This window comes from Nocardioides oceani (assembly GCF_030412965.1).
Taxonomy (GTDB): domain Bacteria; phylum Actinomycetota; class Actinomycetes; order Propionibacteriales; family Nocardioidaceae; genus Nocardioides; species Nocardioides oceani.
Genome location: NZ_JAUHJQ010000018.1, coordinates 1 through 21988 on the forward strand (window position 1 = coordinate 1; position 21988 = coordinate 21988).

The following is a 21988-nucleotide window of genomic DNA, read 5'->3' on the forward strand; positions in this document are numbered from 1 at the left end:
GGCCTGCATCGACGCCGCTGCCGCCGACCCGGAGTCGCCGGGGATCCAGGTCGGGTTCTACCCGCTCAAGAAGGAGATGGCCGCCGACGACGCCATCGACGTGCTCGTCGATCCGGCGAACATCATCACCAACGCCGTCACGGTCCCCGAGGGCCTCAACGTCGACCAGGTCGTCGAGGTGCTGGCCGACAACACCGACTTCGACGCCTCCGACTTCGAGCGGGTCCTCGACCAGCCCGACAAGATCGGCCTGCCGGAGTACGCCGGCGGCAATCCCGAGGGCTACCTGTTCCCCTCGACGTACTCCTTCGGGCCGAACGCCAAGCCGCTGGACATGGTGACCGCCATGGTCGACCGGTGGCGCCAGGCCGCCGACGAGGCGGGCCTCGAGGACGCCGCCGCCGAGCTCGGCTACACCCCGCACGAGCTGATGACCATCGCCAGCCTGGTCGAGGCGGAGGGTCGCGGCGACGACATGCCCAAGGTCGCGCGGGTCATCTACAACCGGGTCGAGAACCCCGACAACGGCGTCACCAACGGGCTGCTGCAGATCGACGCGGCCGTCAACTACGCGCTGGGCAAGGAGCCGATCGCCCGGCTGACGACCGACGAGATCGACTCGGTCGCGGACTCGCCGTACAACACTTACACGCAGCCGGGCCTCCCGCCCGGGCCGATCGAGGCGCCCGGTGACGCCGCGATCGAGGCCGCGACGACGCCGGCCGAGGGTCCGTGGCTGTTCTACGTGACCGTCGACCTGGCGACCGGCGAGACCAAGTTCACCGAGTCCTACGACGAGTTCCTGTCGTTCCGCGACGAGCTGGACGAGTACTGCGCGACGCAGTCCGACCGCTGCTGAGCGGCCGGTCGGCATGCGCTGCGCGGTCCTGGGCGACCCGATCGCCCACTCGCTGTCCCCGGTGCTGCACCGGGCGGCGTACGCCGAGCTCGGTGTGGACTGGACCTACGAGGCGGTGCGGGTGCCCGCCGGCGGGCTCGCGGACTTCCTGGCCGGGCTCGACGCCTCGTGGCGCGGCCTGTCGCTGACGATGCCGCTCAAGCGGGAGCTGATGTCGCTGGTCGACGACGTCTCCGAGCGGGCGGCGCTCGTCGGTGCCGCCAACACCCTGGTGCTCGACGGGGACGCCCGGCGCGCCGACAACACCGACCTGCCCGGCGCGGTCGCCGCGGTCCGGGAGCGGTACGCCGATCCGGTCGCGGTCGGCGCGGTGCTGGGCGGCGGCGCGACCGCGGCCTCGACCGGCCTGGCGCTGTGCGACCTCGGCGCCCGCCGGGTCACCCTGCACGTCCGCTCGCCCGAGCGGGGCGAGGAGGCGGCCGCGGCGGTCCGGCGGCACCCCTCGCGCCCGGAGGTCGCCCTGGCGCCGCTCGGCCAGGCACCGGTCGCCGACGTGCTGGTCTCCACCGTGCCGGCCGCCGCGCAGACCCCGGCGCTCGTCGCCGGCTGCGCCGACGTCCCGGTCGTCCTCGAGGTCGTCTACGACCCCTGGCCCACCCCGCTGGCCGCCTCCGTCGGGCCCGACCGGGTGCTGGTCGGGGGGCTCGACCTGCTCGCCCACCAGGCCGCGCTGCAGGTCGAGCTGTTCGCCGGTCGCCGGCCCACGGTCGAGGTCATCCGCGCCGCGGGCGACGCGGCGCTGCGGGGCACGGCGTGAGCGACGTGGACGGCGCGGTGGGGGCCGCCGTCGCGCTGGCCCTGGTCTGCGGCGGGCTCGGCCTGCTCGTGCCCGCGCTGGTCGGGCGGATCCCCGAGCCGGCGCCGACCACCACCGACGACGCGGCCGCCGAGCAGGACGCGCCGGTCGCCGTGCCGCCGGCCGGGCCGGTCGGGGAGTTGGAGGAGGAGCCCAAGGAGCCCTACGCCGACATCGCCCGGCTGCCCGGCCTGGTGTGGAAGGCGGCGCTCGCCTCCGCCCTGGCGGGAGCGCTGGTCGGCTGGTCGGTCGGGGCGGACTGGGACCTGCTGCCGCTGGCGCCGCTCGTACCGGTGGGCGTCGCCCTCGCGGTCGTCGACTGGCGCACGCGGCTGCTGCCGACCAAGGTCATCGCGCCGACGTACCTCCTCACCATCGCGCTGACCCTGGTCACCTGGGTGGTCACCCGGGACACCGACGACCTCCTCCGGGCGTTCTGGGGGTGGCTGGTCGCCGGCGGGATCTTCTTCCTGCTGTGGTTCGTGCACCCCCGCGGGCTGGGGTACGGCGACGTGCGGCTGGCCGGCCTGCTCGGCATCGCGCTGGGGCACCTGGGCTGGGGCGAGCTGCTCGTCGGCGTGTACGGCGGGTTCCTGCTCGGCGGGGTCGGCGGCGGGCTGCTGTCGCTGCTGCGGGTGGTCGAGCGCAAGGCGTTCCCGTTCGGGCCGTTCATGCTGGTCGCCGCGCTGCTGGGGGTCTGGATCGGCGAGCCGGTGCTCGACGGTCTCGTGACCGGGTGAGCGTCCGGGGGAGCGGAGGCGTCGTGGGAGACTGACGCCCATGCTTCGTTGGCTCACCGCGGGCGAGTCCCACGGCCCGTCCCTGGTCGCGATCCTCGAGGGCCTGCCCGCCCACGTCGAGGTCACCTCCTCCGACATCCAGGACTCCCTGGCCCGTCGCCGGCTCGGCTACGGCCGCGGCGCCCGGATGAAGTTCGAGCAGGACCAGGTCACGCTGGTCGGCGGCGTACGCCACGGACGCACGCAGGGCGGCCCGGTCGCCATCGAAGTCGGCAACACCGAGTGGCCCAAGTGGGAGAAGGTCATGTCGGCCGACCCGGTCGACCCCGACGAGCTCGCCACGATGGCGCGCAACGCCCCGCTCACGCGGCCCCGGCCCGGCCACGCCGACCTCGCCGGCATGCAGAAGTACGACTTCGACGACGCCCGCCCGATCCTCGAGCGTGCCTCGGCCCGCGAGACCGCGGCCCGGGTCGCGCTGGGCCGGGTGGCCAGCAACTTCCTGGAGCAGGCCGTCGGCGCCCGCATCGTCTCCCACGTCATCGAGCTCGGCGGCGTCCGTGCCCCCGACGGGCTCTGGCCCGCGGCCGACGACGTCGCGCGCCTCGACGAGGACCCGGTGCGCTGCCTCGACGCCGACACCTCCACGCTCATGGTCGAGCGGATCGACGCCGCCCACAAGGACGGCGACACGCTCGGCGGCGTGGTCGAGGTGGTCGTCCACGACCTCCCGCCGGGCCTCGGCTCGCACGTGCACTGGGACCGCCGGCTCGACTCGCGGCTGGCCGGTGCGCTCATGGGCATCCAGGCGATCAAGGGCGTCGAGGTCGGCGACGGCTTCGCGCTCGCCGCGACGCCCGGCTCGCTGGCCCACGACGAGATCGTCCCCACCGACGAGGGCATCCGCCGCGTCTCCGGCCGATCGGGCGGCACCGAGGGCGGCATGACCACCGGCGAGGTGCTGCGCGTGCGGGCCGCGATGAAGCCCATCGCGACCGTGCCGCGGGCCCTGCGCACCGTGGACGTCGCGACCGGCGAGGAGGCGGTGGCCCACCACCAGCGCTCGGACGTCTGCGCGGTCCCCGCGGCCGGCATCGTCGCCGAGGCGATGGTCGCGCTCGTGCTGGCCGACGCGGTGACCGAGAAGTTCGGCGGCGACTCGGTGGCCGAGACCCGGCGCAACGCGGAGGCCTACCTCTCCTCGCTGCGCTACCGATGAGCGGGCCCCGCGCGGTCCTCGTCGGCCCGATGGGGGCCGGCAAGACCACCGTCGCCGCGCTGCTGGCCGACGCCTGGGGCGTGACCGCGCGCGACACCGACCAGGACGTCGAGGCCACCGAGGGGCGGTCGGTCTCCGACATCTTCGTGGAGTCCGGCGAGGCCCGCTTCCGCGAGCTGGAGGCGGCCGCGGTGGCGCTCGCGCTGACCGAGCACGACGGCGTCCTCGCGCTGGGCGGGGGAGCGGTCCTCGACCCCGGCACCCGCGAGCGGCTCGCCGGCCACCGCGTCGTCTTCCTGCGGGTCGGCCTCGCCGACGCGGTGAAGCGGGTCGGCCTCGGCACCTCGCGGCCGCTGCTGGTCGGTGGCGTACGGTCGCGCATCAAGGCGCTCCTCGACGAGCGGGCGCCGGTGTACGAGTCGGTGGCCACCCTGGTCGTCGACACCGACGGGCGCACCCCGCAGCAGGTCGCCGACGAGATCCTGGAGGCCCTCCACCGTGACTGACCCGACTGCCGGCACCACCGCCGAGACCACCCTGCACGTGGGCGGCGCGTCGCCGTACGACGTCGTCGTCGGCAGCGACCTGGCCCGTCACCTCCCGGCGATGGTCGGGTCCGCGGCCGAGCGCGTCGCGCTGGTCGTCGACACCCGGCTGCAGCCGTTCGCCGACGACCTCGTCGACACGCTCGCCGACCGCGAGGTGCTGGTGTTCGCGGTGCCCGAGGGCGAGGAGTGCAAGTCCGTCGAGGTCGCCGCGGAGATCTGGAACGCGCTGGGCGACGAGGGCTTCACCCGCTCGGACGCGATCGTCACCCTCGGCGGCGGCGCGACGACCGACCTCGGCGGCTTCGTGGCCGCCACCTGGCTGCGCGGCGTCCGCGTCGTGCACGTTCCCACGACGCTGCTGGCCATGGTCGACGCGGCGGTCGGCGGGAAGACCGCGGTCAACACCGAGGCCGGCAAGAACCTCGTGGGCGCCTTCCACGAGCCCGCCGGCGTCCTGTGCGACCTGTCCTACCTCCGCACGCTCGCCGGCGAGGAGCTCGTCTCCGGCCTGGCCGAGGTGATCAAGTGCGGCTTCGTCGCCGACCCTGAGATCCTCCGCCTCGCCGAGTCCCTCGAGCCGGGTTCGCTGTCCGTCGACGACCCGGTGCTGCGTGAGCTGGTCGAGCGCGCCATCCGCGTCAAGGTCGAGGTCGTCGTCGACGACCTCCGTGAGACCGGCGGCCGCGACGGCCATCCCGGCCGCGAGGTCCTCAACTACGGCCACACCCTCGGCCACGCCGTCGAGCGGGTCAGCGGCTACACCATCCGGCACGGCGAGGCCGTCGCGCTGGGCTGCGTGTACGTCGCCGAGCTGGCGCGCCTCGAGGGTCGGATCGGCCCCGAGCTGGTCCAGCGGCACCGCGACGTCTTCGGCCGCTTCGGGCTCCCGACCGCGATGTCGGGCCCGACCTTCGAGGACCTGCACGAGCTGATGCGGGTCGACAAGAAGGCCCGCGGCTCCCAGCTGCGCTTCGTCGTGCTCGACGACGTCGCCCGCCCGGCGGTCCTGGCCGGGCCGTCCGAGGAGCACCTGCGCGCGGCGTACGACGCCCTCCAGCTCGAGGACGGCGGGCAGGCCCCCGCGTGAGGGTCCTCGTCCTCAACGGACCGAACCTCGGCCGGCTGGGTCGGCGGCAGCCGGAGATCTACGGCACCACGACCCACGCCGAGCTGGCCGAGCGGTGCGTGGCCTGGGGCACCGAGCTGGGCCTGGAGGTCGAGGTGCGGCAGACCAACCACGAGGGCGTGATGGTCGACTGGCTCAACGAGGCCGCCGACGAACGCACCCCGGTGGTCCTCAACGCCGCCGCGTGGACGCACTACTCCTACGCGGTCCTCGACGCCTGCGCGCAGCTGGAGGCGCCGCTGGTCGAGGTGCACATCTCCGACCCGCGGCAGCGGCCCGAGGAGTTCCGGCACCACTCGGTCGTCACGGCGTACGCCGTCGAGGTCGTCGCGGGGCACGGGGTCGACGGCTACCGGATGGCCCTCGAGGTGCTCGCCCGCGGCTGACCGGCCCCGACCCGGCATTCGGGGGGAGGCGCCGGGCGCCGGTAGACTCGTGCGCCGTGCCCGGCGGCGCCCGTGAGGCGGCCACGAGCACCTCCTGCCCACCGGACGACGAAGGCTGACACGCGCGCATGGCAACGACGAACGACCTCAAGAACGGCATGGTCCTCAACATCGACGGGCAGCTCTGGTCCGTGGTGGAGTTCCAGCACGTCAAGCCGGGCAAGGGCCCCGCCTTCGTGCGCACCAAGCTCCGCAACGTCGAGTCGGGCAAGAACGTCGACAAGACCTTCAACGCCGGCACCAAGGTCGAGACCGCCACGGTCGACCGCCGCACCATGCAGTACCTCTACAACGACGGCACGTCGTTCGTCTTCATGGACGTCCAGTCCTACGACCAGCTCGAGGTCCCGCCGGAGACCGTCGGCGACGCGCAGAACTTCCTCCTGGAGAACCAGGAGGTCATCGTGGCCACCAACGAGGGCCGCGTGCTGTTCATCGAGATGCCGGCCTCGGTCGAGCTGGTCATCACCTTCACCGAGCCCGGCCTCGCCGGCGACTCGGCCACCGGCCGCACCAAGCCGGCCACGCTCGAGACCGGCCACGAGATCCAGGTCCCGCTGTTCATCAACCAGGGCGAGAAGGTCAAGGTCGACACCCGCGACTCCTCCTACCTGGGACGCGTCAAGTCCTGATGGCGGCTCGTTCGAAGGCCCGCAAGCGCGCGCTCGACCTGCTGTACGCCTCGGAGATGCGCGGCGAGTCGCCGGTCGAGGCGCTCGACCGGGCGATCGCCGAGGGCGAGGGCCCGACCAACGCCTACACCGCGACGCTGGTGCGCGGCGTGGTCGAGCACCAGGAGCGGATCGACGCGCTGCTGCGGGACTACGCCGAGGCGTGGACCCTCGAGCGGATGCCGGCGGTGGACCGCAACGTGCTGCGGCTGGGCCTGTGGGAGCTGCTCTACGCCGACGACGTGCCGGACTCCGTGGCGATCAGCGAGGCGATGGGCCTCGTCCGCGACCTGTCCACCGACGAGTCGCCCCAGTTCGTCAACGGCATCCTCGGCAACCTCGCGCGCAACAAGGCCAGCCTGGGCTGAGGTCCGCGGCTTGCTCCCCGCGTCATGCTGGCGCGGTGAGCACCCAGGAGCAGGAGCAGGAGCACGAGGTGGACCTCGTCGTCGTCGGTCTCGGACCGGGCGGCGAGGCGCTGGCCACCGGAGCGGCGCAGGCCGGCCTCGACGTCGTCGCGGTCGACAAGCACCTCGTCGGCGGTGAGTGCCCCTACTACGGGTGCATCCCGTCGAAGATGATGCTCCGCGCCGCCGACGGCCTGGCCGAGGCCCGGCGGGCCGGCACCCTCGCCGGCGACGTCGAGGTCACCGCCTCCTGGGCGCCGGTCGCCCGCCGCATCCGCGAGGAGGCCACCGACGACTGGGACGACAGCGTCGCGGTACGGCGCCTGGCCGACGCGGGGGCGACGGTCCACCACGGGACCGCCCGGCTCGACGGCGTACGTCGCGTGGTCGTCGAGCTGCGCGACGGCTCGACCCGTCGGTACACGGCCCGGCGCGGTGTCGTCCTCAACCCGGGCACGCGTCCCGCGGCGCCCCCGGTGGCCGGCCTGGAGGGCACGCCGTACTGGACCAACCGCGACGCCGTGCGCGCCACCGAGGCGCCGGCGTCGATGGTCGTCGTGGGCGGCGGCCCCATCGGCTGCGAGCTGGCCCAGGTCTTCGCCCGGTTCGGCACCCGCGTGACGCTCCTGCAGCACGGCGCGCGGCTGCTGCCGCACGACGAGCCGGAGGCCTCGGCCGTGCTCGAGCGCGCGCTCGCCGACGACGGCGTCCGGGTGGTGACCGGCGCGGAGCCGAGCGAGGTCTCCTACGCCGACGGCGGCTTCACGGTCACGCTCGGGGAGGAGCGGGTCACCGGTGACCGGCTGCTGGTCGCGGCCGGGCGCACCCCCAACCTCGACGGGCTCGGCCTGGAGACCGTCGGGCTCGACCCGACCGCCCGCTCCGTCGAGGTCGACGAGCGGCTGCGCGCCGCGGAGGGGCTCTGGGTGCTCGGGGACGTCACCGGCAAGGGCGCCTACACGCACGTCTCGATGTACCAGTCGGCGGTCGCGCTGCGCGACGTGCTCGAGCGCGACGGCGCCCCGGCGTCGTACCACGCCGTCCCGCACGTCACGTTCACCGATCCCGAGGTCGCCGGCGTCGGCATGACCGAGCAGCAGGCGCGCGACGCCGGCCTGCGCGTGCGCACCGGCTCGACGGCGATGGAGCAGTCCTCCCGCGGCTTCGTCCACGGGCCCGGGGCCACCGGGCTGGTCAAGGTCGTCGAGGACGCCGACCGCGGCGTCCTCGTCGGCGCGACGGTCGTCGGGCCGGCCGGCGGCGAGGTGCTTGGCGCGCTCGCGGTCGCGGTGCACGCGGCGGTCCCGGTCGAGGTGCTGCGCACGATGGTCTATGCCTACCCGACGTTCCACCGCGCGATCGAGTCCGCGCTGGCCGACCTGGGTATCTGACCCGGCGTGGGAGTCCTCCAGCACAACGCCCGGCAGACGGCACGCCGCGCCGGCGACAGCACCTGGTTCGACCGCGCGGTCCGCGTGGGACTGGTCGCCTACGGGCTGGTGTACCTCGTCATCGCCTGGCTCGCGGTCCAGCTCGCGCTCGGCGACCGCGAGGGCGAGGCGTCGACCAGCGGCGCGGTGCGCGAGCTGGCCCAGCAGCCGTTCGGCAAGGTGCTGGTCTGGCTGGTCGCGATCGGCATGTTCGTGCTGGTGCTGTGGCGCGCGCTCGAGGCGGTCACCGGCCACCGCGACGAGGAGGGCGCCACCCGGCTGCGCAAGCGGCTCACCTCCGCGGGCAAGGGCGTGCTGTACGCCGCCATCGGGATCAGCGCGCTGCGCGTCGCCACCGGCTCCGGCTCCTCCGGGGGGAAGCGCTCCTCCGAGGACACCCTGACCGCGAAGCTCCTCGACCTGCCGTTCGGGCAGGTGCTGGTGTTCCTCGTGGGCGCCGCGATCATCGGCTACGGCGTGGCCCTCGGCGTGCGCGCCTGGACCGAGAAGTTCCGCGAGCAGCTGACCGCCGAGGGCCGCAGCGGCGACGCCGGCACGGCGTACGTCTGGCTCGGCAAGGTCGGCCACGCCGCCAAGGGCGTCGCGCTGGTCGTCGTCGGCGGGCTGTTCTGCTACGCCGCGGTCACCCACGACGCGAAGAAGTCCGGCGGGCTGGACCAGGCGCTGCTCGAGGTGCTCCAGCAGCCCTTCGGGCCGGTGCTGCTGGTGCTCGTCGGCGTCGGCATCGGCTGCTACGGGCTATTCACCTTCGCCCGCGCCCGCCACCTGTCGCGATGAGCGCCGAGCACGCCGTCGACGTCGTGGTCCTCGGCCTCGGCGCCGGCGGGGAGTACGCGGCGATCAAGCTCGCCCGGGCCGGCCTCGTGGTCGTCGGGGTCGAGCGCGACCTCGTCGGCGGCGAGTGCCCGTTCTGGGGCTGCACGCCCTCGAAGCTGATGATCCGCGGAGCGCACGTCCTCGCCGAGGCGCGGCACGTCGACGAGCTCGCCGGGCGTGCCGTCGTCGAGCCGGACCTCGGCCCCACCGCCGCCCGCATCCGCGAGGCCAACCACGACTGGACCGACGACGGGCACAGCGGTCCGCTGCGCGAGGCCGGCGTGCGCCTCGTCCGCGGCCGCGGCCGGCTCGACGGGCCCGGCCGGGTCGTCGTCGAGACCACTGCCGGCACCGAGACGTACGTCGCCGGGCGCGGCGTCGTCCTGGCGACCGGCACGGAGGCCGACGCCCCGCCGGTCCCCGGCCTGGCCGGCACGCCGTACTGGACCAACCGCGAGGTCGTCCACGCGACCGCCGCCCCCGCGCGGCTCGGCGTGCTCGGCGGCGGGCCGATCGGCGCCGAGCTGGCCCAGGCCTTCGCCCGGTTCGGCTCGGCGGTGACGCTCCTCGAGGCCGGCCCCCGCCTGCTCGGCCCGGAGGAGCCCGAGGCCAGTGCGGCGGTCGCCGCGGCGTTCGCCCGCGAGGGGATCGACGTGCGGACCGGCGTCGAGGTCGAGCAGGTCGACCACGGCGGCCGCGACGGGGGAGGCTTCCGGCTGCGGCTGGCCGGCGACCCGGGTGCGGAGGTCGAGGTCGACGAGCTGCTCGTCGCCACCGGCCGCCGACCGAACCTCCGCGGCATCGGGCTCGAGACCGTCGGCCTCGACCCCGACGCCGGCCGGGTCGCGGTCGACGAGCGGCTGCGGGCGGGGGAGCGGCTCTGGGCGGTCGGCGACGTGACGGGGGAGGGCCCGTTCACCCACGTCGCGAAGTACCAGGCGGTCGGCGTCGTCGCCAACGTCCTCGGCCGCGAGGTGCGGCCGGCGGACTACCGCGCCCTCACCCGGGTGACGTTCACCGACCCGGAGGTGGGCGCGGTGGGGCTGACCGAGCAGCAGGCGCGCGAGGCCGGGGTCGACGTGCGCGTCGGGCTGGCCGACGTCCCGCGGTCCAGCCGCGGCTGGATGCACGGACCGGGGAACGAGGGCGTCGTGAAGGTCGTCGCCGACGCCGCACGCGGGGTCCTCGTCGGCGGCACCGTCGCCGCGCCGTACGGCGGCGAGGTCATGGGCCTGCTCAGCACCGCGGTGCACGCCGAGGTGCCGGTCGAGGTGCTCCGCGGCATGCACTTCCCCTTCCCGACCTTCCAGCGGACGATCGAGGCCGCCCTCAAGGCTCTGGACGTGTGACCTGCGGTTCCGGGGGGAAGGAACCCCCGGAGCACTGACCGAGAGACCGCGACCGAGACCCGGTCGCGACGACGGAGGAACCCCGGATGAGCCAGCCGCAGGACCCCCACCAGCGGACCGACCAGCACGACGTCTCCGACACCAGTGACCGGCTCTACACGCCCGAGGAGCTCGGGGCGTACGCCGCCGGGCAGCGCTCGGTGGACCCGCTGGCCGACCCGCTCGGCGACCCGCTGGGTGACCCGCTCGGTGGCCCGCCGGCCGACCAGCGCCACAACACCCGCGAGGTGCCGCAGGTGCACCAGCCGATCCACCAGCCGATGAACCAGCCGGTCAACCCGCCCCCGGCCGGTCCGCCGCAGACCAACCCGTGGCCCACCAGCCCGCCGCCGGCTGCCCCGCCCGCCGCTCCGCCCGCTGCCCCGCCGATGGCCCCGCCGATGGCCCCGCCGATGGCCCCGCCGGCCGCCCCGCCCGTGGCTGCCCCGTCGCCGACGTACGCCCAGCCGGTCGCGCAGCCGGTCGAGCAGCCGGCCGAGGAGCCGGCCGAGCCGCGCCGCTTCATGACGGCGACCGACTTCCTCGACCGCCGTGCGGACGACGTGGACCACGGCCCGGCGACCTGGGGCTGGCGCGGCCGCGTCCGCCGCTGGACCGGCGGGCTGGTCTCGCCGCGGATGGGCCCGGCCGAGATGGACCACGAGAACGACCGGCGCACCATCCAGCGCGACTTCGAGGGACCTCGCACGATCGCCTTCATCAACCCCAAGGGCGGCGCGGCCAAGACCACCGGCGTGCTCGCGGCCGGCTACACCTTCGGCACCGTGCGCGGTGGGGGCGTGGTCGCCTGGGACAACAACGAGACCCGCGGCACCCTCGGCATCCGCGGCACGCGGAGCACCCACCGCAACACCACCCGCGAGCTGCTGGAGGACCTGAGCCGGTTCAGCGACGTCTACCAGTCCCGGATCGGCGACCTCGGGGCGTTCGTCCGCTCCCAGGGCGACGCCCACTTCGACGTGCTGGCCTCCGACGAGCGCCCGGACGTGACCGGGATGATCCGGGCGCAGGACTTCCAGGCGGTGCACAAGCTGCTCGAGCGGTTCTACCGGGTGATCCTCGTCGACACCGGCAACAACATGCGTGCCGAGAACTGGCTGGCCGCCGCCGACGCCGCCGACCTGCTCGTGGTGACGAGCACCGTGCGCGAGGACACCGGCTACTCCGGTCTCTGGATGCTCGACGCGCTGCAGGACGCCGGCTACCAGAACCTCAAGCACAAGACCGTCACCGTGCTCTCCGACCCCTCCGCGCAGGTCGACAGCAAGCTGGCGCACGACCTCGTCCAGGTCTACGAGCAGCGGACCCGCGCGGTCTACCGGGTGCCGTACGACCCGGCGCTCGTCTCCGGCTCGGTCGTCCCGTACTCCTCGCTCTCGGAGGCCACCCGCCGCCAGTGGCTCAAGGCCTGCGCCGGCATGGCCGCCGCGCTCTGAGCGCCCGCCGCGAGTCCCAGCGGGGCCCCGCTGGAACTTCTCGACCCCGACGGCCCGACCCCGACGGCGCGACCCCGACGACTCGATGCGGGCGGACCGCCCGCAGGACCGGCGTGAGTGGGGGATGATGGAGCCGTGTCTCGGACCACCACCCTCGCCCGCCCCGGTCAGCCCGACCTCGTGACCACCCGGCCGGTCGTCGGCGACTACCGGTGGGACGGCAAGCGCTGGCGCCGGTGGACCGGGCGTCGGTGGGCCTCGGCGGCGTACTCCGCCGACATGCGGGCCCTCCACCGCCCCGAGCGGTTCGACCTGGGCCGGCGGATCACCGAGTCGCAGCGCCAGCGTGTGCTGGACCTCGCGGTCGAGCGCCAGGTGCTCGACGAGGGCGCCTCGGTCGTCCACGCCGGACCGCACGGCACGGTGCTCGCCTACCAGCGGCCCGTCTCCCACGTCGCCCACGCCGTCGGCACGATCATCACCGGCGGCCTGTGGGCCCTCGTGTGGATCGTGTGCGCGGTCGGCCGCTCCGAGGACCGCGTCCGGCTGGAGTGCGACGCCTGGGGCCACGTCTGGGCTCTGCGCGCCACCAGCCGCTGACCGAGTCCGCACCGTCGCGCCGGCGTCACCTCGGCCGGGGTCAGTCCTTCGCGGCGCCCCACCCGTGCCAGCGCTCGATGGTCACCCAGGCGCTGACGCGGGGCGACTCGCGGTCGGGGTAGGGCTGCCCGCCGTAGTGGGTGCTGCACCGGTCGATGTCGACGAGCCCCTCGTCGTCGGCGATCTCGGTGACCCGGCCGATGAGCGAGACGTGGGTGTACCAGCTGGCCTCGTCGAGCACGGTCAGCGAGACGCGCGGGTCTCGGCGCAGGTGCTTCAACCGCACCCGGGTGGCGTCCATGTTGAGCAGCACCCGGTCGTCGTCCTCCAGGAGGTACCACGTCGCCACCGACACCGGCGTCCCGTCGGAGCGCAGGGTGGTGACGACGGCCGGGTTGGGCTTGCGCAGCAGGGCGCGTACGTCGTCGGGGAACGGGAGCTCGGGCATGGATCCTCCTGGTGACGGGTTACCGGACGATGAGTCCCGTACCCAAGTGACACCCAGCCCGGAAGGGGCAACCACGTGCGTGCAGTCGTCTACCGCCAGACCGGTCCGTCGAGCGTCCTGGAGGTGGTCGAGCGCGAGGTGCCGGAGCCGGGGATCGGCGAGGTCCGCGTCCGGCTGGTCCGGGCGGGGGTGAACCCGACGGACTGGAAGTTCCGTGCCGGGATGATGAGCGGGTACGACGAGGTGACGCCCGGCCAGGACGGCGCGGGCGTCGTCGACGCGGTCGGTCCCGACGTGGTCGGCTTCGCCGTGGAGGACCGGGTCTGGGTGTTCCTCGCCCAGCACGGCCAGGCCCACGGGACGGCCGCCGAGCACGTCGTCCTGCCCGCGACCCGGGTGGTCCACCTCCCGGTCGGGGCGTCGTACGACGTCGGCGCGGCGCTCGGCGTGCCCGCCGTCACCGCCCACCGGGCCCTCACCAGCGGCGAGGACGTCGACCGGCTCGCTCCCGGGGCGCTCGAGGGTCGCACCGTGCTGGTCGCCGGGGGAGCGGGCGCGGTCGGCAACGCGGCGATCCAGCTGGCCCGCTGGGCCGGGGCGACCGTGCTGACCACGGTCAGCAGCGACGAGAAGGGCGCGCTGGCGGTCGCCGCGGGCGCCCACCACACCGTCAACTACACCGTCGGCGACCCCGCCGCGGAGATCCGCAAGGTCGCGCCCGACGGCGTGGACCTGGTCGTCGAGGTCGCACCGGCGCAGAACAACGACCTCGACCGCGCGGTCACCCGCGTGCGCGGCACGATCGCGATCTACGCCAACAACGGCGGCGACGAGTTCTCGATCCCCGTGCGGGAGACGTTCTCCAAGAACCTGCGCTACCAGTTCGTGCTGCTCTACACCCTGGGCGAGGACCTGCTGCGGGCCGCGGCCGAGGACATCACCGCGGCGCTCGAGGACGGGGCGTTCGCGGTCGGCGAGGACGCCGGCGTACCCCTCCACCACCTCCCGCTCGCGGAGACCGCCGCCGCGCACGACGCGGTCGAGGTCGGGGCGGTCGGGAAGGTCCTGCTGGCGATCGGCGAGGAGTGACCGAGGGGCGGCCGGCTCGACGTTTCATCGGCCGTCCGATGGAACTCCCGGTTGGCCGATGGAACTTCATCGGCCAACCGCCGGTTTCATCGGCCGGCCGATGAACCTTCCGCCCGCCGCCGAGAGCCCGGCCGCGCCCGGGTGCGCGGCCGCGGAGCGAGGCGGTAGGGTCGGTGGCGTTCGACATCCTTTAACGAGCCGTCCCGTGAGGCGGAGAAGGAGGTCACGCGCACCCGTGTGTGCCCAGCCTGCCCCGGAGGCGACCCCCGGCCGGGTCGTCCTCGACGCCCGTGACATCGCCCGGGCGCTGACCCGCATCTCCCACGAGATCCTCGAGCGCAACAAGGGCGCCGGCGACCTCGTCCTGCTCGGCATCCCGAGCCGCGGCGTGCCGCTGGCCGAGCGGATCGCCGAGCGGATCACCTCGGTCGAGGGGTACGACGTGCCCACCGGCTCGCTCGACGTCACGATGTACCGCGACGACCTGCGGCTGAAGCCGGCCCGTGCCCTGCTCCACACCGAGATCCCCGAGAGCGGCATCGACGGGCGGACCGTCGTGCTGGTCGACGACGTGCTGTTCTCCGGCCGCACCATCCGCGCCGCGCTGGACGCCCTCAACGACATCGGCCGCCCGCGTGCCGTGCGCCTGGCGGTCCTGGTCGACCGCGGACACCGCGAGCTGCCGATCCGCGCGGACTTCGTCGGCAAGAACCTGCCCACCTCGCTCGTCGAGCGGGTCCGGGTGACCCTCGCCGGGGTCGACGAGGTCGACGCGGTGACCATCCACGGCGAGGGCGACACCAGCGAGCCGACGGGGGAGGCCTCGTGAAGCGCCACCTCCTCAGCGCGGCCGACCTGAGCCGCGACGACGCCGAGCTGGTCCTCAGCACCGCCGCCGAGCTGCGCTCGCTGGCCGACCGGCCGATCAAGAAGCTGCCCGCCCTGCGCGGGCGCACGGTGGTCAACCTCTTCTTCGAGGACTCCACCCGCACGCGGATCTCTTTCGAGGCCGCGGCCAAGCGGCTCAGCGCGGACGTCATCAACTTCTCCGCCAAGGGCTCGAGCCTGTCCAAGGGCGAGAGCCTCAAGGACACCGCGCTGACCCTGGAGGCGATGGGGGCGGACGCGGTGGTCGTGCGCCACGGCGCCAGCGGCGCCCCGCACCGGCTGGCCCACTCGGGCTGGGTCCGCTCGAGCGTCGTCAACGCCGGCGACGGCACCCACGAGCACCCGACGCAGGCGCTGCTCGACGCGTTCACGATGACCCGCCACCTGGGGTCCCTCGACGGGCGCCGGGTGGCGATCGTCGGCGACGTGCTGCACAGCCGGGTGGCGCGCTCGAACGCGCTGCTGCTGGCCACGCTCGGCGCGGAGGTCACCCTCGTCGCCCCGCCGACGCTGCTCCCCGTCGGCGTCGACAGCTGGCCGGTCGAGACGTCGTACGACCTGGACGCGGTGATCCCGAAGGCCGACGTGGTGATGATGCTGCGCGTCCAGCGGGAGCGGATGAACGGCGGCTTCTTCCCGACGCCGCGGGAGTACTCCCGCCGCTACGGCCTCGACGGCCGCCGGATGGCGACCCTGCAGGACCACACGATCGTGATGCACCCCGGCCCGATGGTCCGCGGCATGGAGATCAGCGCCGACGTCGCCGACTCCGACCGCTCCGTGATCGTCGAGCAGGTCACCAACGGCGTCGCCGTGCGGATGGCCGTCCTCTACCTCCTCCTCGGGGGAGCCCAGCCCGTCGGAGGAGACGAGTGAGCACCTACCTGATCCGCAATGCGTCCGTCCTGGGCGGCGACCCGGTCGACCTGCTGCTCCGCGACGGGGTGGTGGCCGAGGTCGGCAGCGGCCTGGACGCCGAGGGCGCGGAGGTCGTCGACGCCACCGGGCTGGTCGCCCTGCCCGGCCTGGTGGACCTGCACACGCACCTGCGCGAGCCGGGCCGCGAGGACGCCGAGACCGTCGAGTCCGGCACCCGCGCGGCCGCGATGGGCGGCTTCACCGCCGTGCACGCGATGGCCAACACCGAGCCGGTCGCCGACACCGCCGGCGTGGTCGAGCAGGTCTGGCGGCTGGGCCGCGAGGCCGGCTTCTGCGACGTCTACCCCGTGGGCGCGGTCACGGTCGGGCTGCAGGGCGAGCGCCTCGCCGAGCTCGGCGCGATGGCCGACTCCGCCGCGCGGGTCCGGGTCTTCTCCGACGACGGCAAGTGCGTCTCCGACGCGGTGCTGATGCGCCGGGCGCTGGAGTACGTCAAGGCCTTCGACGGCGTCGTCGCCCAGCACGCCCAGGAGCCGCGGCTGACCGAGGGCGCCCAGATGAACGAGGGCGAGCTGTCCGGGAAGCTCGGGCTCACCGGCTGGCCGGCGGTCGCCGAGGAGGCGGTCATCGCCCGCGACTGCCTGCTCGCCGAGCACGTCGGCTCCCGGCTGCACGTGTGCCACGTCTCGACGGCCGGCTCGGTGCAGATCGTCCGCGAGGCCAAGGCGCGCGGCGTCGACGTGACCGCCGAGGCCTGCCCGCACCACCTGATCCTCACCGACGAGCTCGCGGCGACCTACGACCCGATCTACAAGGTCAACCCGCCGCTGCGCACGCGCGCGGACGTCGAGGCGCTGCGGGCGGGCCTGGCCGACGGCACCATCGACATCGTCGCCACCGACCACGCCCCCCACCCGCACGAGGACAAGGACTGCGAGTGGGCGGCCGCCGCCTTCGGCATGCTCGGCCTCGAGACCGCGCTGTCGATCGTGCAGGAGACGATGGTGGACGCGGGGCTGCTGGACTGGGCCGGCGTCGCCGAGCGGATGTCGTACGCCCCGGCCCGCATCGGCCGCGTCGCCGACCACGGCCAGCCGCTCGAGCCCGGCTCGCCGGCCAACGTGGTGCTCTACGACCCCTCGGTGCGGCGCCCGGTCGACCCGGCGGGGTCGGCCAGCCTGAGCCGCAACACGCCGTACCGCGGCATGGAGCTGCCCGGCCGCGTCGTCGCCACCTTCCTGCGGGGACGGCCGACGGTCCTCGACGGTGCACTGGTCTGAGGTCGACCTCCCGGTCCGTGCCGGGCTGCCGGCGCTGACCGGGGCCCTGCGCGAGCGGTCCGCCGCCGTGCTGTGGGCGCCGCCGGGCAGCGGCAAGACGACGCTCGTCCCGCCGGCCGTCGCCGAGCTGGTCACCGAGCTGGGCGGCGGCCGGGTCGTCGTCACCCAGCCGCGCCGGATCGCCGCTCGGGCGGCTGCCCGACGACTGGCCGGGCTGCTCGGTGAGCCCGTCGGCCGCACGGTGGGGTACGCCGTGCGCGGCGACCGCCGCTCGTCGGCGGAGACCCGCGTCGAGATGGTCACCACCGGCGTGCTGCTGCGGCGGCTGCAGCGCGACCCGGACCTCCCGGGCGTGGCCGCGGTGGTGGTCGACGAGGTGCACGAGCGTGCGCTGGACGCCGACCTGCTGCTCGCCCTGCTCATCGACGTCCGCGCCCACCTGCGCGAGGACCTGCGTCTGGTGGCCATGTCCGCCACGGTCGAGGCCGAGCGCACGGCCGCGCTCCTGGGCAGCCCGCCGGTACCGGTCGTGGAGGTGCCCGGCGCGCTGCACCCGGTTGCGGCCGTGCACGTCCCGCTCCCGCCCGGGGTCCTGCGCACCGACGACCGCGGGGTGACCCCGGCGTTCCTCGACCACGTCGCCGCGACCGTCCGCCGGGCCCTGGCCGAGCGGCCGGGGGACGTGCTGGCCTTCCTGCCCGGCGTGGCCGAGGTCGACGGCGTGGTCCGCAGGCTCGCCGGGGCCGAGGCCGACCTGCGCCCGCTGCACGGCCGGCTGCCCGCCGCGGAGCAGGACCTCGCGCTCACCGCCGGCTCGCGGCGACGGGTGGTCGTCTCCACGGCGGTGGCGGAGTCGTCGCTGACGGTCCCCGGCGTGCGGACCGTGGTCGACGCCGGCCTGGTCAGGCAGCCGCGCACCGACCACCGCCGCGGGTTGGCCGGGCTGGTGACCGTGCGGGTCAGCCGCGCCGCGGCGGACCAGCGCGCCGGCCGTGCCGGTCGCGAGGGCCCCGGCACGGCGTACCGCTGCTGGTCCGAGGCCGAGCACGCCCACCTCGCCGCCCACCCCGAGCCGGAGATCGCGGTCGGCGACCTGACCGGGTTCGCCCTCGAGCTCGCCGCGTGGGGGAGCCCGGACGGGGCCGGCCTCGCGCTGCTGGACCCGCCGCCCGCGCCGGCGCTGGCAACGGCCCGCGCGACCCTGGTCGACCTCGGCGCCGTCGAGGAGGACGGCGCTGTCACCGAGCGCGGCCGGGCCGTCGCCCGGGTGCCGGCCGACCCGCGGCTGGCCCGCGCGCTGCTCGACGGCGCGCCCCTCGTCGGCGCGCGGCGGGCCGCCGAGGTGCTGGCCCTGCTCGCCGACGACGTCCGCGCCCCGGGCGGCGACCTGGTCGCGGCGCTGCGGCAGGTGCGGGCCGGCGGGCCCGGCTCGGGTGCCTGGCACGCGAGCGTCGAGCAACTGCTCCGGTCGGTGCCGGAGGGGCGGCCGGCCCCGGCGGACGCGGGGCGGATGCCGGACGACCTGGCCGTCGGTGCCGTCGTCGCCCTGGCCCACCCCGACCGGGTGGCCCGCCGGCGTCCCGGCGCGGCGGCGTACCTCATGGTCGGCGGCACCGGGGCGGTGCTGCCCGCCGGGTCGGCGCTCGCGGGCACCGGCTGGCTGGCCGTCGCCGACGTCGACCGCCGGCCCGGGCAGCGCGACGCGACGATCCGCTCGGCGGCGCCGATCGACGACGGCCTCGCGCTCGAGGCCGCCGCGGCCCGGTGGAGCGAGGAGGACGAGGTCGGCTGGACCGACGGGCGCGTGGTCGCCCGCCGGGTGACGCGGCTGGGCGCGATCGAGCTCGCGGCGGCGCCGCTGGCCCAGCCGCCGGTCGCGGGCGTCGCCGCGGCGGTCCGGGAGGGGTTGCGCCAGGAGGGCCTCGCGGTGCTGCCGTGGACCGACGCCGCGCGGTCGCTGCGCGAGCGGCTCGACTTCCTCCACCGGGCGCTCGGCGAGCCGTGGCCGTCGGTGTCCGACGAGGCGCTCCTGGCCGACGTGGAGACCTGGCTCGGGCCGGCGCTCGACCGGGTCCGCGGGACCCGGGACCTGGCCCGGGTGGACGTGCTGGCCGCCCTGCGCCGGCTGCTGCCCTGGCCGGCGGCCGGGCGCCTCGACGAGCTCGCCCCCGAGCGGCTGGGCGTGCCCAGCGGATCGACGGTCCGCGTCGACTACTCCGCCGAGCAGCCGGTGCTGGCGGTCCGCCTGCAGGAGACCTTCGGCTGGGCCGCGACGCCGCGGCTGGCCGACGGACGCGTGCCGGTCCTGCTGCACCTGCTCTCGCCGGCCCGCCGGCCGGTCGCGGTCACCGCGGACCTCGCATCGTTCTGGGAGAACGGCTACCCGCAGGTGCGCGCCGAGCTCCGCGGTCGCTACCCCAAGCACGCCTGGCCGGAGGACCCGTGGACCGCGCCACCCACCCGGGGGACGGGTCGCGGGACGGGAAGGAACCGGGGCTCCTAGGCGTTCGGCAGGACATGACCCTCCGGCTCTCCGTCCTCGACCTCGCCCCGATCGCCGACGGCGAGACCGTCACCAGCAGCATCGCCGCGAGCGTCGCGCTGGCCCGTCGCGCCGAGGAGCACGGCTACGAGCGGGTCTGGTACGCCGAGCACCACAACATGCCGCGCATCGCCTCCTCGGCGACCAGCGTGCTGATCTCGCACGTGGGCGCCCACACCTCGACCATCCGGCTCGGGGCCGGCGGCGTGATGCTGCCCAACCACGCCCCGCTGACGATCGCCGAGCAGTTCGGCACGCTCGAGGCGATGTACCCGGGCCGGATCGACCTCGGGCTCGGTCGCGCGCCCGGCTCGGACCAGAACACGATGTACGCCCTGCGCCGCGACCCCCGCTCCTCCGAGCGCTTCCCCGAGGACGTGCTGGAGCTCCAGGCCTACCTGGCGGGGGAGTCCCGCGTCCCGGGCGTGCAGGCCGTCCCGGGCCGCGGCTCGCACGTCCCGCTCTACATCCTCGGCTCCTCGATGTTCGGCGCGCACCTCGCCGCGCAGCTGGGCCTGCCGTACGCCTTCGCCAGCCACTTCGCGCCCCAGGCCCTCGAGCCGGCGGTCGAGGCCTACCGCCGCGAGTTCCGACCCTCGGCGCAGCTCGACGCGCCGTACGTCATCGCGGGCGTGAACGTCATCGCCGCCGACACCGCCGAGGAGGCCCGCGGGAACCACGCCGCGGTCCGCCGGACCCTCGCGATCGGCCTGTTCGGCAACGGCCAGGAGCTCACCGACACCGAGGCCGACGTGCTGCTGCGCCGGGGCGCGGCGACCCACGTCGACCAGATGCTGACCCACACCGCACTGGGCTCGCCGGCGGAGGTCGGCGCGCACCTGCGCGCGTTCGCCGAGCGGGTCGGCGCCGACGAGCTGATCACCGCCCACCAGGCCCCGACGACCGCGGCCCGGCTGCGCTCGGTCGAGCTCGCCGCGGAGGCGGTCGGCCGCGTCGCGGCCTGATGCCACGGGCGGCGTGACGCGCGCCTCGCGGAGCCGGGCGCCGCTGGACGCCGGCCCGGGCGGAGGAGTCCGCGCTGGTAGGGTCGGAGCCGTTCGACATCCTTTAACGATCCGTCCCGTGAGGCGGAGAAGGAGGTGCGGCGTGCCGTCGCATGCCCCCGCGATCCTGGTCCTCGAGGACGGTCGCAGCTTCACCGGCGAGGCCTTCGGCGCCTCGGGTGAGACCTTCGGCGAGGCCGTCTTCAACACCGGCATGACCGGCTACCAGGAGACGCTCACCGACCCGTCGTACCACCGTCAGGTGGTCGTGATGACCTCCCCGCACGTCGGCAACACCGGCATCAACGACGAGGACCCCGAGTCCCGTCGGATCTGGGTCGCCGGGTACGTCGTGCGCGACCCCGCCCGGGTGCCGTCGAGCTGGCGCAGCCGCCGCACGCTCGACGACGAGCTGCGCGAGCAGGGCGTCGTCGGGATCAGCGGCGTCGACACCCGTGCGCTGACCCGCCACCTGCGCGAGCGCGGCGCCATGCGGGTCGGCATCTCCACCACCGAGACCGACCCCGCCGCGCTGCTGGAGCGGGTGCGCGCCTCGGCCGAGATGAGCGGGCTGGAGCTCGCCGACGAGGTCACGACCCCGGAGGCGTACGTCGTGCCGGCGCAGGGCGAGAAGCGGTTCACCGTCGCCGCGCTCGACCTCGGGATCAAGTCGATGACGCCTGCCCGCATGGCCGAGCGCGGCATCGAGGTGCACGTCCTGCCGGCCACCTCCACCCTCGAGGACGTCCTGGCCGTGCAGCCCGACGGGCTGTTCTACTCCAACGGCCCCGGCGACCCCGCTGCCACGACGCAGCAGATCGAGGTGCTGCGGGGCGCGCTGGAGCAGCAGGTGCCCTACTTCGGGATCTGCTTCGGCAACCAGCTCTTCGGCCGGGCCCTCGGCTTCGGCACCTACAAGCTCAAGTACGGCCACCGCGGCATCAACCAGCCGGTCATGGACCGCACGACCGGCAAGGTCGAGGTGACCGCGCACAACCACGGGTTCGCCGTCGACGCCCCGCTCGAGGGCAGCACGACCACGCCGTACGGCGAGGCGAGCGTCAGCCACGTCTGCCTCAACGACGACGTCGTCGAGGGCCTCGAGCTGCGCGACGCCGAGGGCCGGCTGACCAGCTTCTCGGTCCAGTACCACCCCGAGGCCGCCGCCGGCCCGCACGACGCGGCGTACCTCTTCGACCGGTTCGTGGACCTGATGGCCGACCGGTCGAGCCAGCAGTCGAGCCAGGACCAGATCGAGCAGAAGGGCGCCTGAC

The 21988-nt window shown here is 74.9% G+C and carries 22 protein-coding genes; 21 read left to right on the forward strand and 1 reads right to left on the reverse strand.

Features of this window, described 5'->3' with window-relative positions:
• The 14 genes from mltG to QWY28_RS21990 form a co-directional block, all read left to right on the forward strand.
• The coding region (mltG, locus tag QWY28_RS21925) for an endolytic transglycosylase MltG (protein ID WP_300955027.1) at positions 1–859 on the forward strand (859 nt) is incomplete at its 5' end.
• Positions 860–872: 13 nt separating this feature from the next.
• Positions 873–1676, forward strand: coding sequence for a shikimate dehydrogenase (locus QWY28_RS21930; RefSeq protein ID WP_300955029.1), 804 nt, complete (start codon positions 873–875; stop codon positions 1674–1676).
• Positions 1673–2455 (forward strand): prepilin peptidase, encoded by a 783-nt coding sequence (locus QWY28_RS21935; RefSeq protein WP_300955031.1) that lies wholly within the window; start codon positions 1673–1675, stop codon positions 2453–2455. The genes QWY28_RS21930 and QWY28_RS21935 overlap by 4 nt, the downstream gene beginning before the upstream one ends.
• 40 nt (positions 2456–2495) lie before the next feature.
• Entirely contained in the window at positions 2496–3674 is a 1179-nt protein-coding gene (gene aroC / locus QWY28_RS21940) for a chorismate synthase (RefSeq protein WP_300955033.1), read from the forward strand.
• Positions 3671–4180, forward strand: coding sequence for a shikimate kinase (locus QWY28_RS21945; protein WP_300955034.1), 510 nt, complete (start codon positions 3671–3673; stop codon positions 4178–4180). The genes aroC and QWY28_RS21945 overlap by 4 nt, the downstream gene beginning before the upstream one ends.
• On the forward strand, positions 4173–5309 hold the full coding sequence (gene aroB / locus QWY28_RS21950; protein WP_300955035.1) for a 3-dehydroquinate synthase: 1137 nt from the start codon (positions 4173–4175) through the stop codon (positions 5307–5309). The genes QWY28_RS21945 and aroB overlap by 8 nt, the downstream gene beginning before the upstream one ends.
• Entirely contained in the window at positions 5306–5734 is a 429-nt protein-coding gene (locus QWY28_RS21955; RefSeq protein ID WP_300955037.1) for a type II 3-dehydroquinate dehydratase, read from the forward strand. The genes aroB and QWY28_RS21955 overlap by 4 nt, the downstream gene beginning before the upstream one ends.
• Before the next feature lie 128 nt (positions 5735–5862).
• A complete protein-coding gene (gene efp, locus QWY28_RS21960; RefSeq protein ID WP_300955038.1) occupies positions 5863–6426 on the forward strand; it encodes an elongation factor P in 564 nt (187 codons plus the stop codon).
• On the forward strand, positions 6426–6833 hold the full coding sequence (gene nusB, locus QWY28_RS21965) for a transcription antitermination factor NusB (RefSeq protein WP_300955039.1): 408 nt from the start codon (positions 6426–6428) through the stop codon (positions 6831–6833). The genes efp and nusB overlap by 1 nt, the downstream gene beginning before the upstream one ends.
• Positions 6834–6868: 35 nt before the next feature.
• Complete coding sequence (locus tag QWY28_RS21970; protein WP_300955041.1) at positions 6869–8263, forward strand: dihydrolipoyl dehydrogenase family protein; 1395 nt, start codon at positions 6869–6871, stop codon at positions 8261–8263.
• A 6-nt stretch (positions 8264–8269) separates the two neighbouring features.
• The gene (locus QWY28_RS21975) at positions 8270–9100 is read left to right on the forward strand and encodes a DUF1206 domain-containing protein (protein ID WP_300955043.1); all 831 of its coding nucleotides are present in this window, start codon (positions 8270–8272) and stop codon (positions 9098–9100) included.
• Entirely contained in the window at positions 9097–10488 is a 1392-nt protein-coding gene (locus tag QWY28_RS21980) for a dihydrolipoyl dehydrogenase family protein (RefSeq protein ID WP_300955045.1), read from the forward strand. The genes QWY28_RS21975 and QWY28_RS21980 overlap by 4 nt, the downstream gene beginning before the upstream one ends.
• Positions 10489–10574: 86 nt before the next feature.
• Positions 10575–11984, forward strand: a complete 1410-nt coding sequence (locus tag QWY28_RS21985) for a hypothetical protein (protein WP_300955046.1) — start codon at positions 10575–10577, stop codon at positions 11982–11984.
• A gap of 135 nt (positions 11985–12119) precedes the next feature.
• Positions 12120–12584, forward strand: coding sequence for a hypothetical protein (locus tag QWY28_RS21990; RefSeq protein ID WP_300955047.1), 465 nt, complete (start codon positions 12120–12122; stop codon positions 12582–12584).
• Positions 12585–12624: 40 nt separating this feature from the next.
• On the opposite strand, the gene QWY28_RS21995 is transcribed toward QWY28_RS21990, so the two are convergent.
• Complete coding sequence (locus QWY28_RS21995) at positions 12625–13032, reverse strand: PPOX class F420-dependent oxidoreductase (protein WP_300955048.1); 408 nt, start codon at positions 13030–13032, stop codon at positions 12625–12627.
• A gap of 75 nt (positions 13033–13107) precedes the next feature.
• On the opposite strand from QWY28_RS21995, the gene QWY28_RS22000 reads away from it, so the two are divergent.
• From QWY28_RS22000 to carA, 7 genes are all read left to right on the forward strand, one after another.
• The gene (locus QWY28_RS22000; protein WP_300955050.1) at positions 13108–14121 is read left to right on the forward strand and encodes an NADPH:quinone reductase; all 1014 of its coding nucleotides are present in this window, start codon (positions 13108–13110) and stop codon (positions 14119–14121) included.
• A gap of 235 nt (positions 14122–14356) precedes the next feature.
• Positions 14357–14950, forward strand: a complete 594-nt coding sequence (pyrR, locus tag QWY28_RS22005; RefSeq protein ID WP_300955052.1) for a bifunctional pyr operon transcriptional regulator/uracil phosphoribosyltransferase PyrR — start codon at positions 14357–14359, stop codon at positions 14948–14950.
• Positions 14947–15885 carry an aspartate carbamoyltransferase catalytic subunit gene (locus QWY28_RS22010; protein WP_300955054.1) on the forward strand — a complete coding sequence of 313 codons (939 nt, stop codon included), beginning with the start codon at positions 14947–14949 and terminating at the stop codon, positions 15883–15885. Before pyrR ends, QWY28_RS22010 begins: the two co-directional genes overlap by 4 nt.
• Positions 15882–17168: a dihydroorotase gene (locus QWY28_RS22015; RefSeq protein ID WP_300955055.1), complete on the forward strand. Its 1287-nt coding sequence runs from the start codon at positions 15882–15884 to the stop codon at positions 17166–17168. The genes QWY28_RS22010 and QWY28_RS22015 overlap by 4 nt, the downstream gene beginning before the upstream one ends.
• Complete coding sequence (hrpB, locus tag QWY28_RS22020; protein ID WP_300955057.1) at positions 17155–19671, forward strand: ATP-dependent helicase HrpB; 2517 nt, start codon at positions 17155–17157, stop codon at positions 19669–19671. Before QWY28_RS22015 ends, hrpB begins: the two co-directional genes overlap by 14 nt.
• A gap of 14 nt (positions 19672–19685) precedes the next feature.
• Complete coding sequence (locus QWY28_RS22025; RefSeq protein ID WP_300955058.1) at positions 19686–20675, forward strand: LLM class flavin-dependent oxidoreductase; 990 nt, start codon at positions 19686–19688, stop codon at positions 20673–20675.
• A gap of 142 nt (positions 20676–20817) precedes the next feature.
• Positions 20818–21987, forward strand: a complete 1170-nt coding sequence (carA, locus tag QWY28_RS22030; protein ID WP_300955060.1) for a glutamine-hydrolyzing carbamoyl-phosphate synthase small subunit — start codon at positions 20818–20820, stop codon at positions 21985–21987.
• Position 21988: the final 1 nt, after the last annotated feature.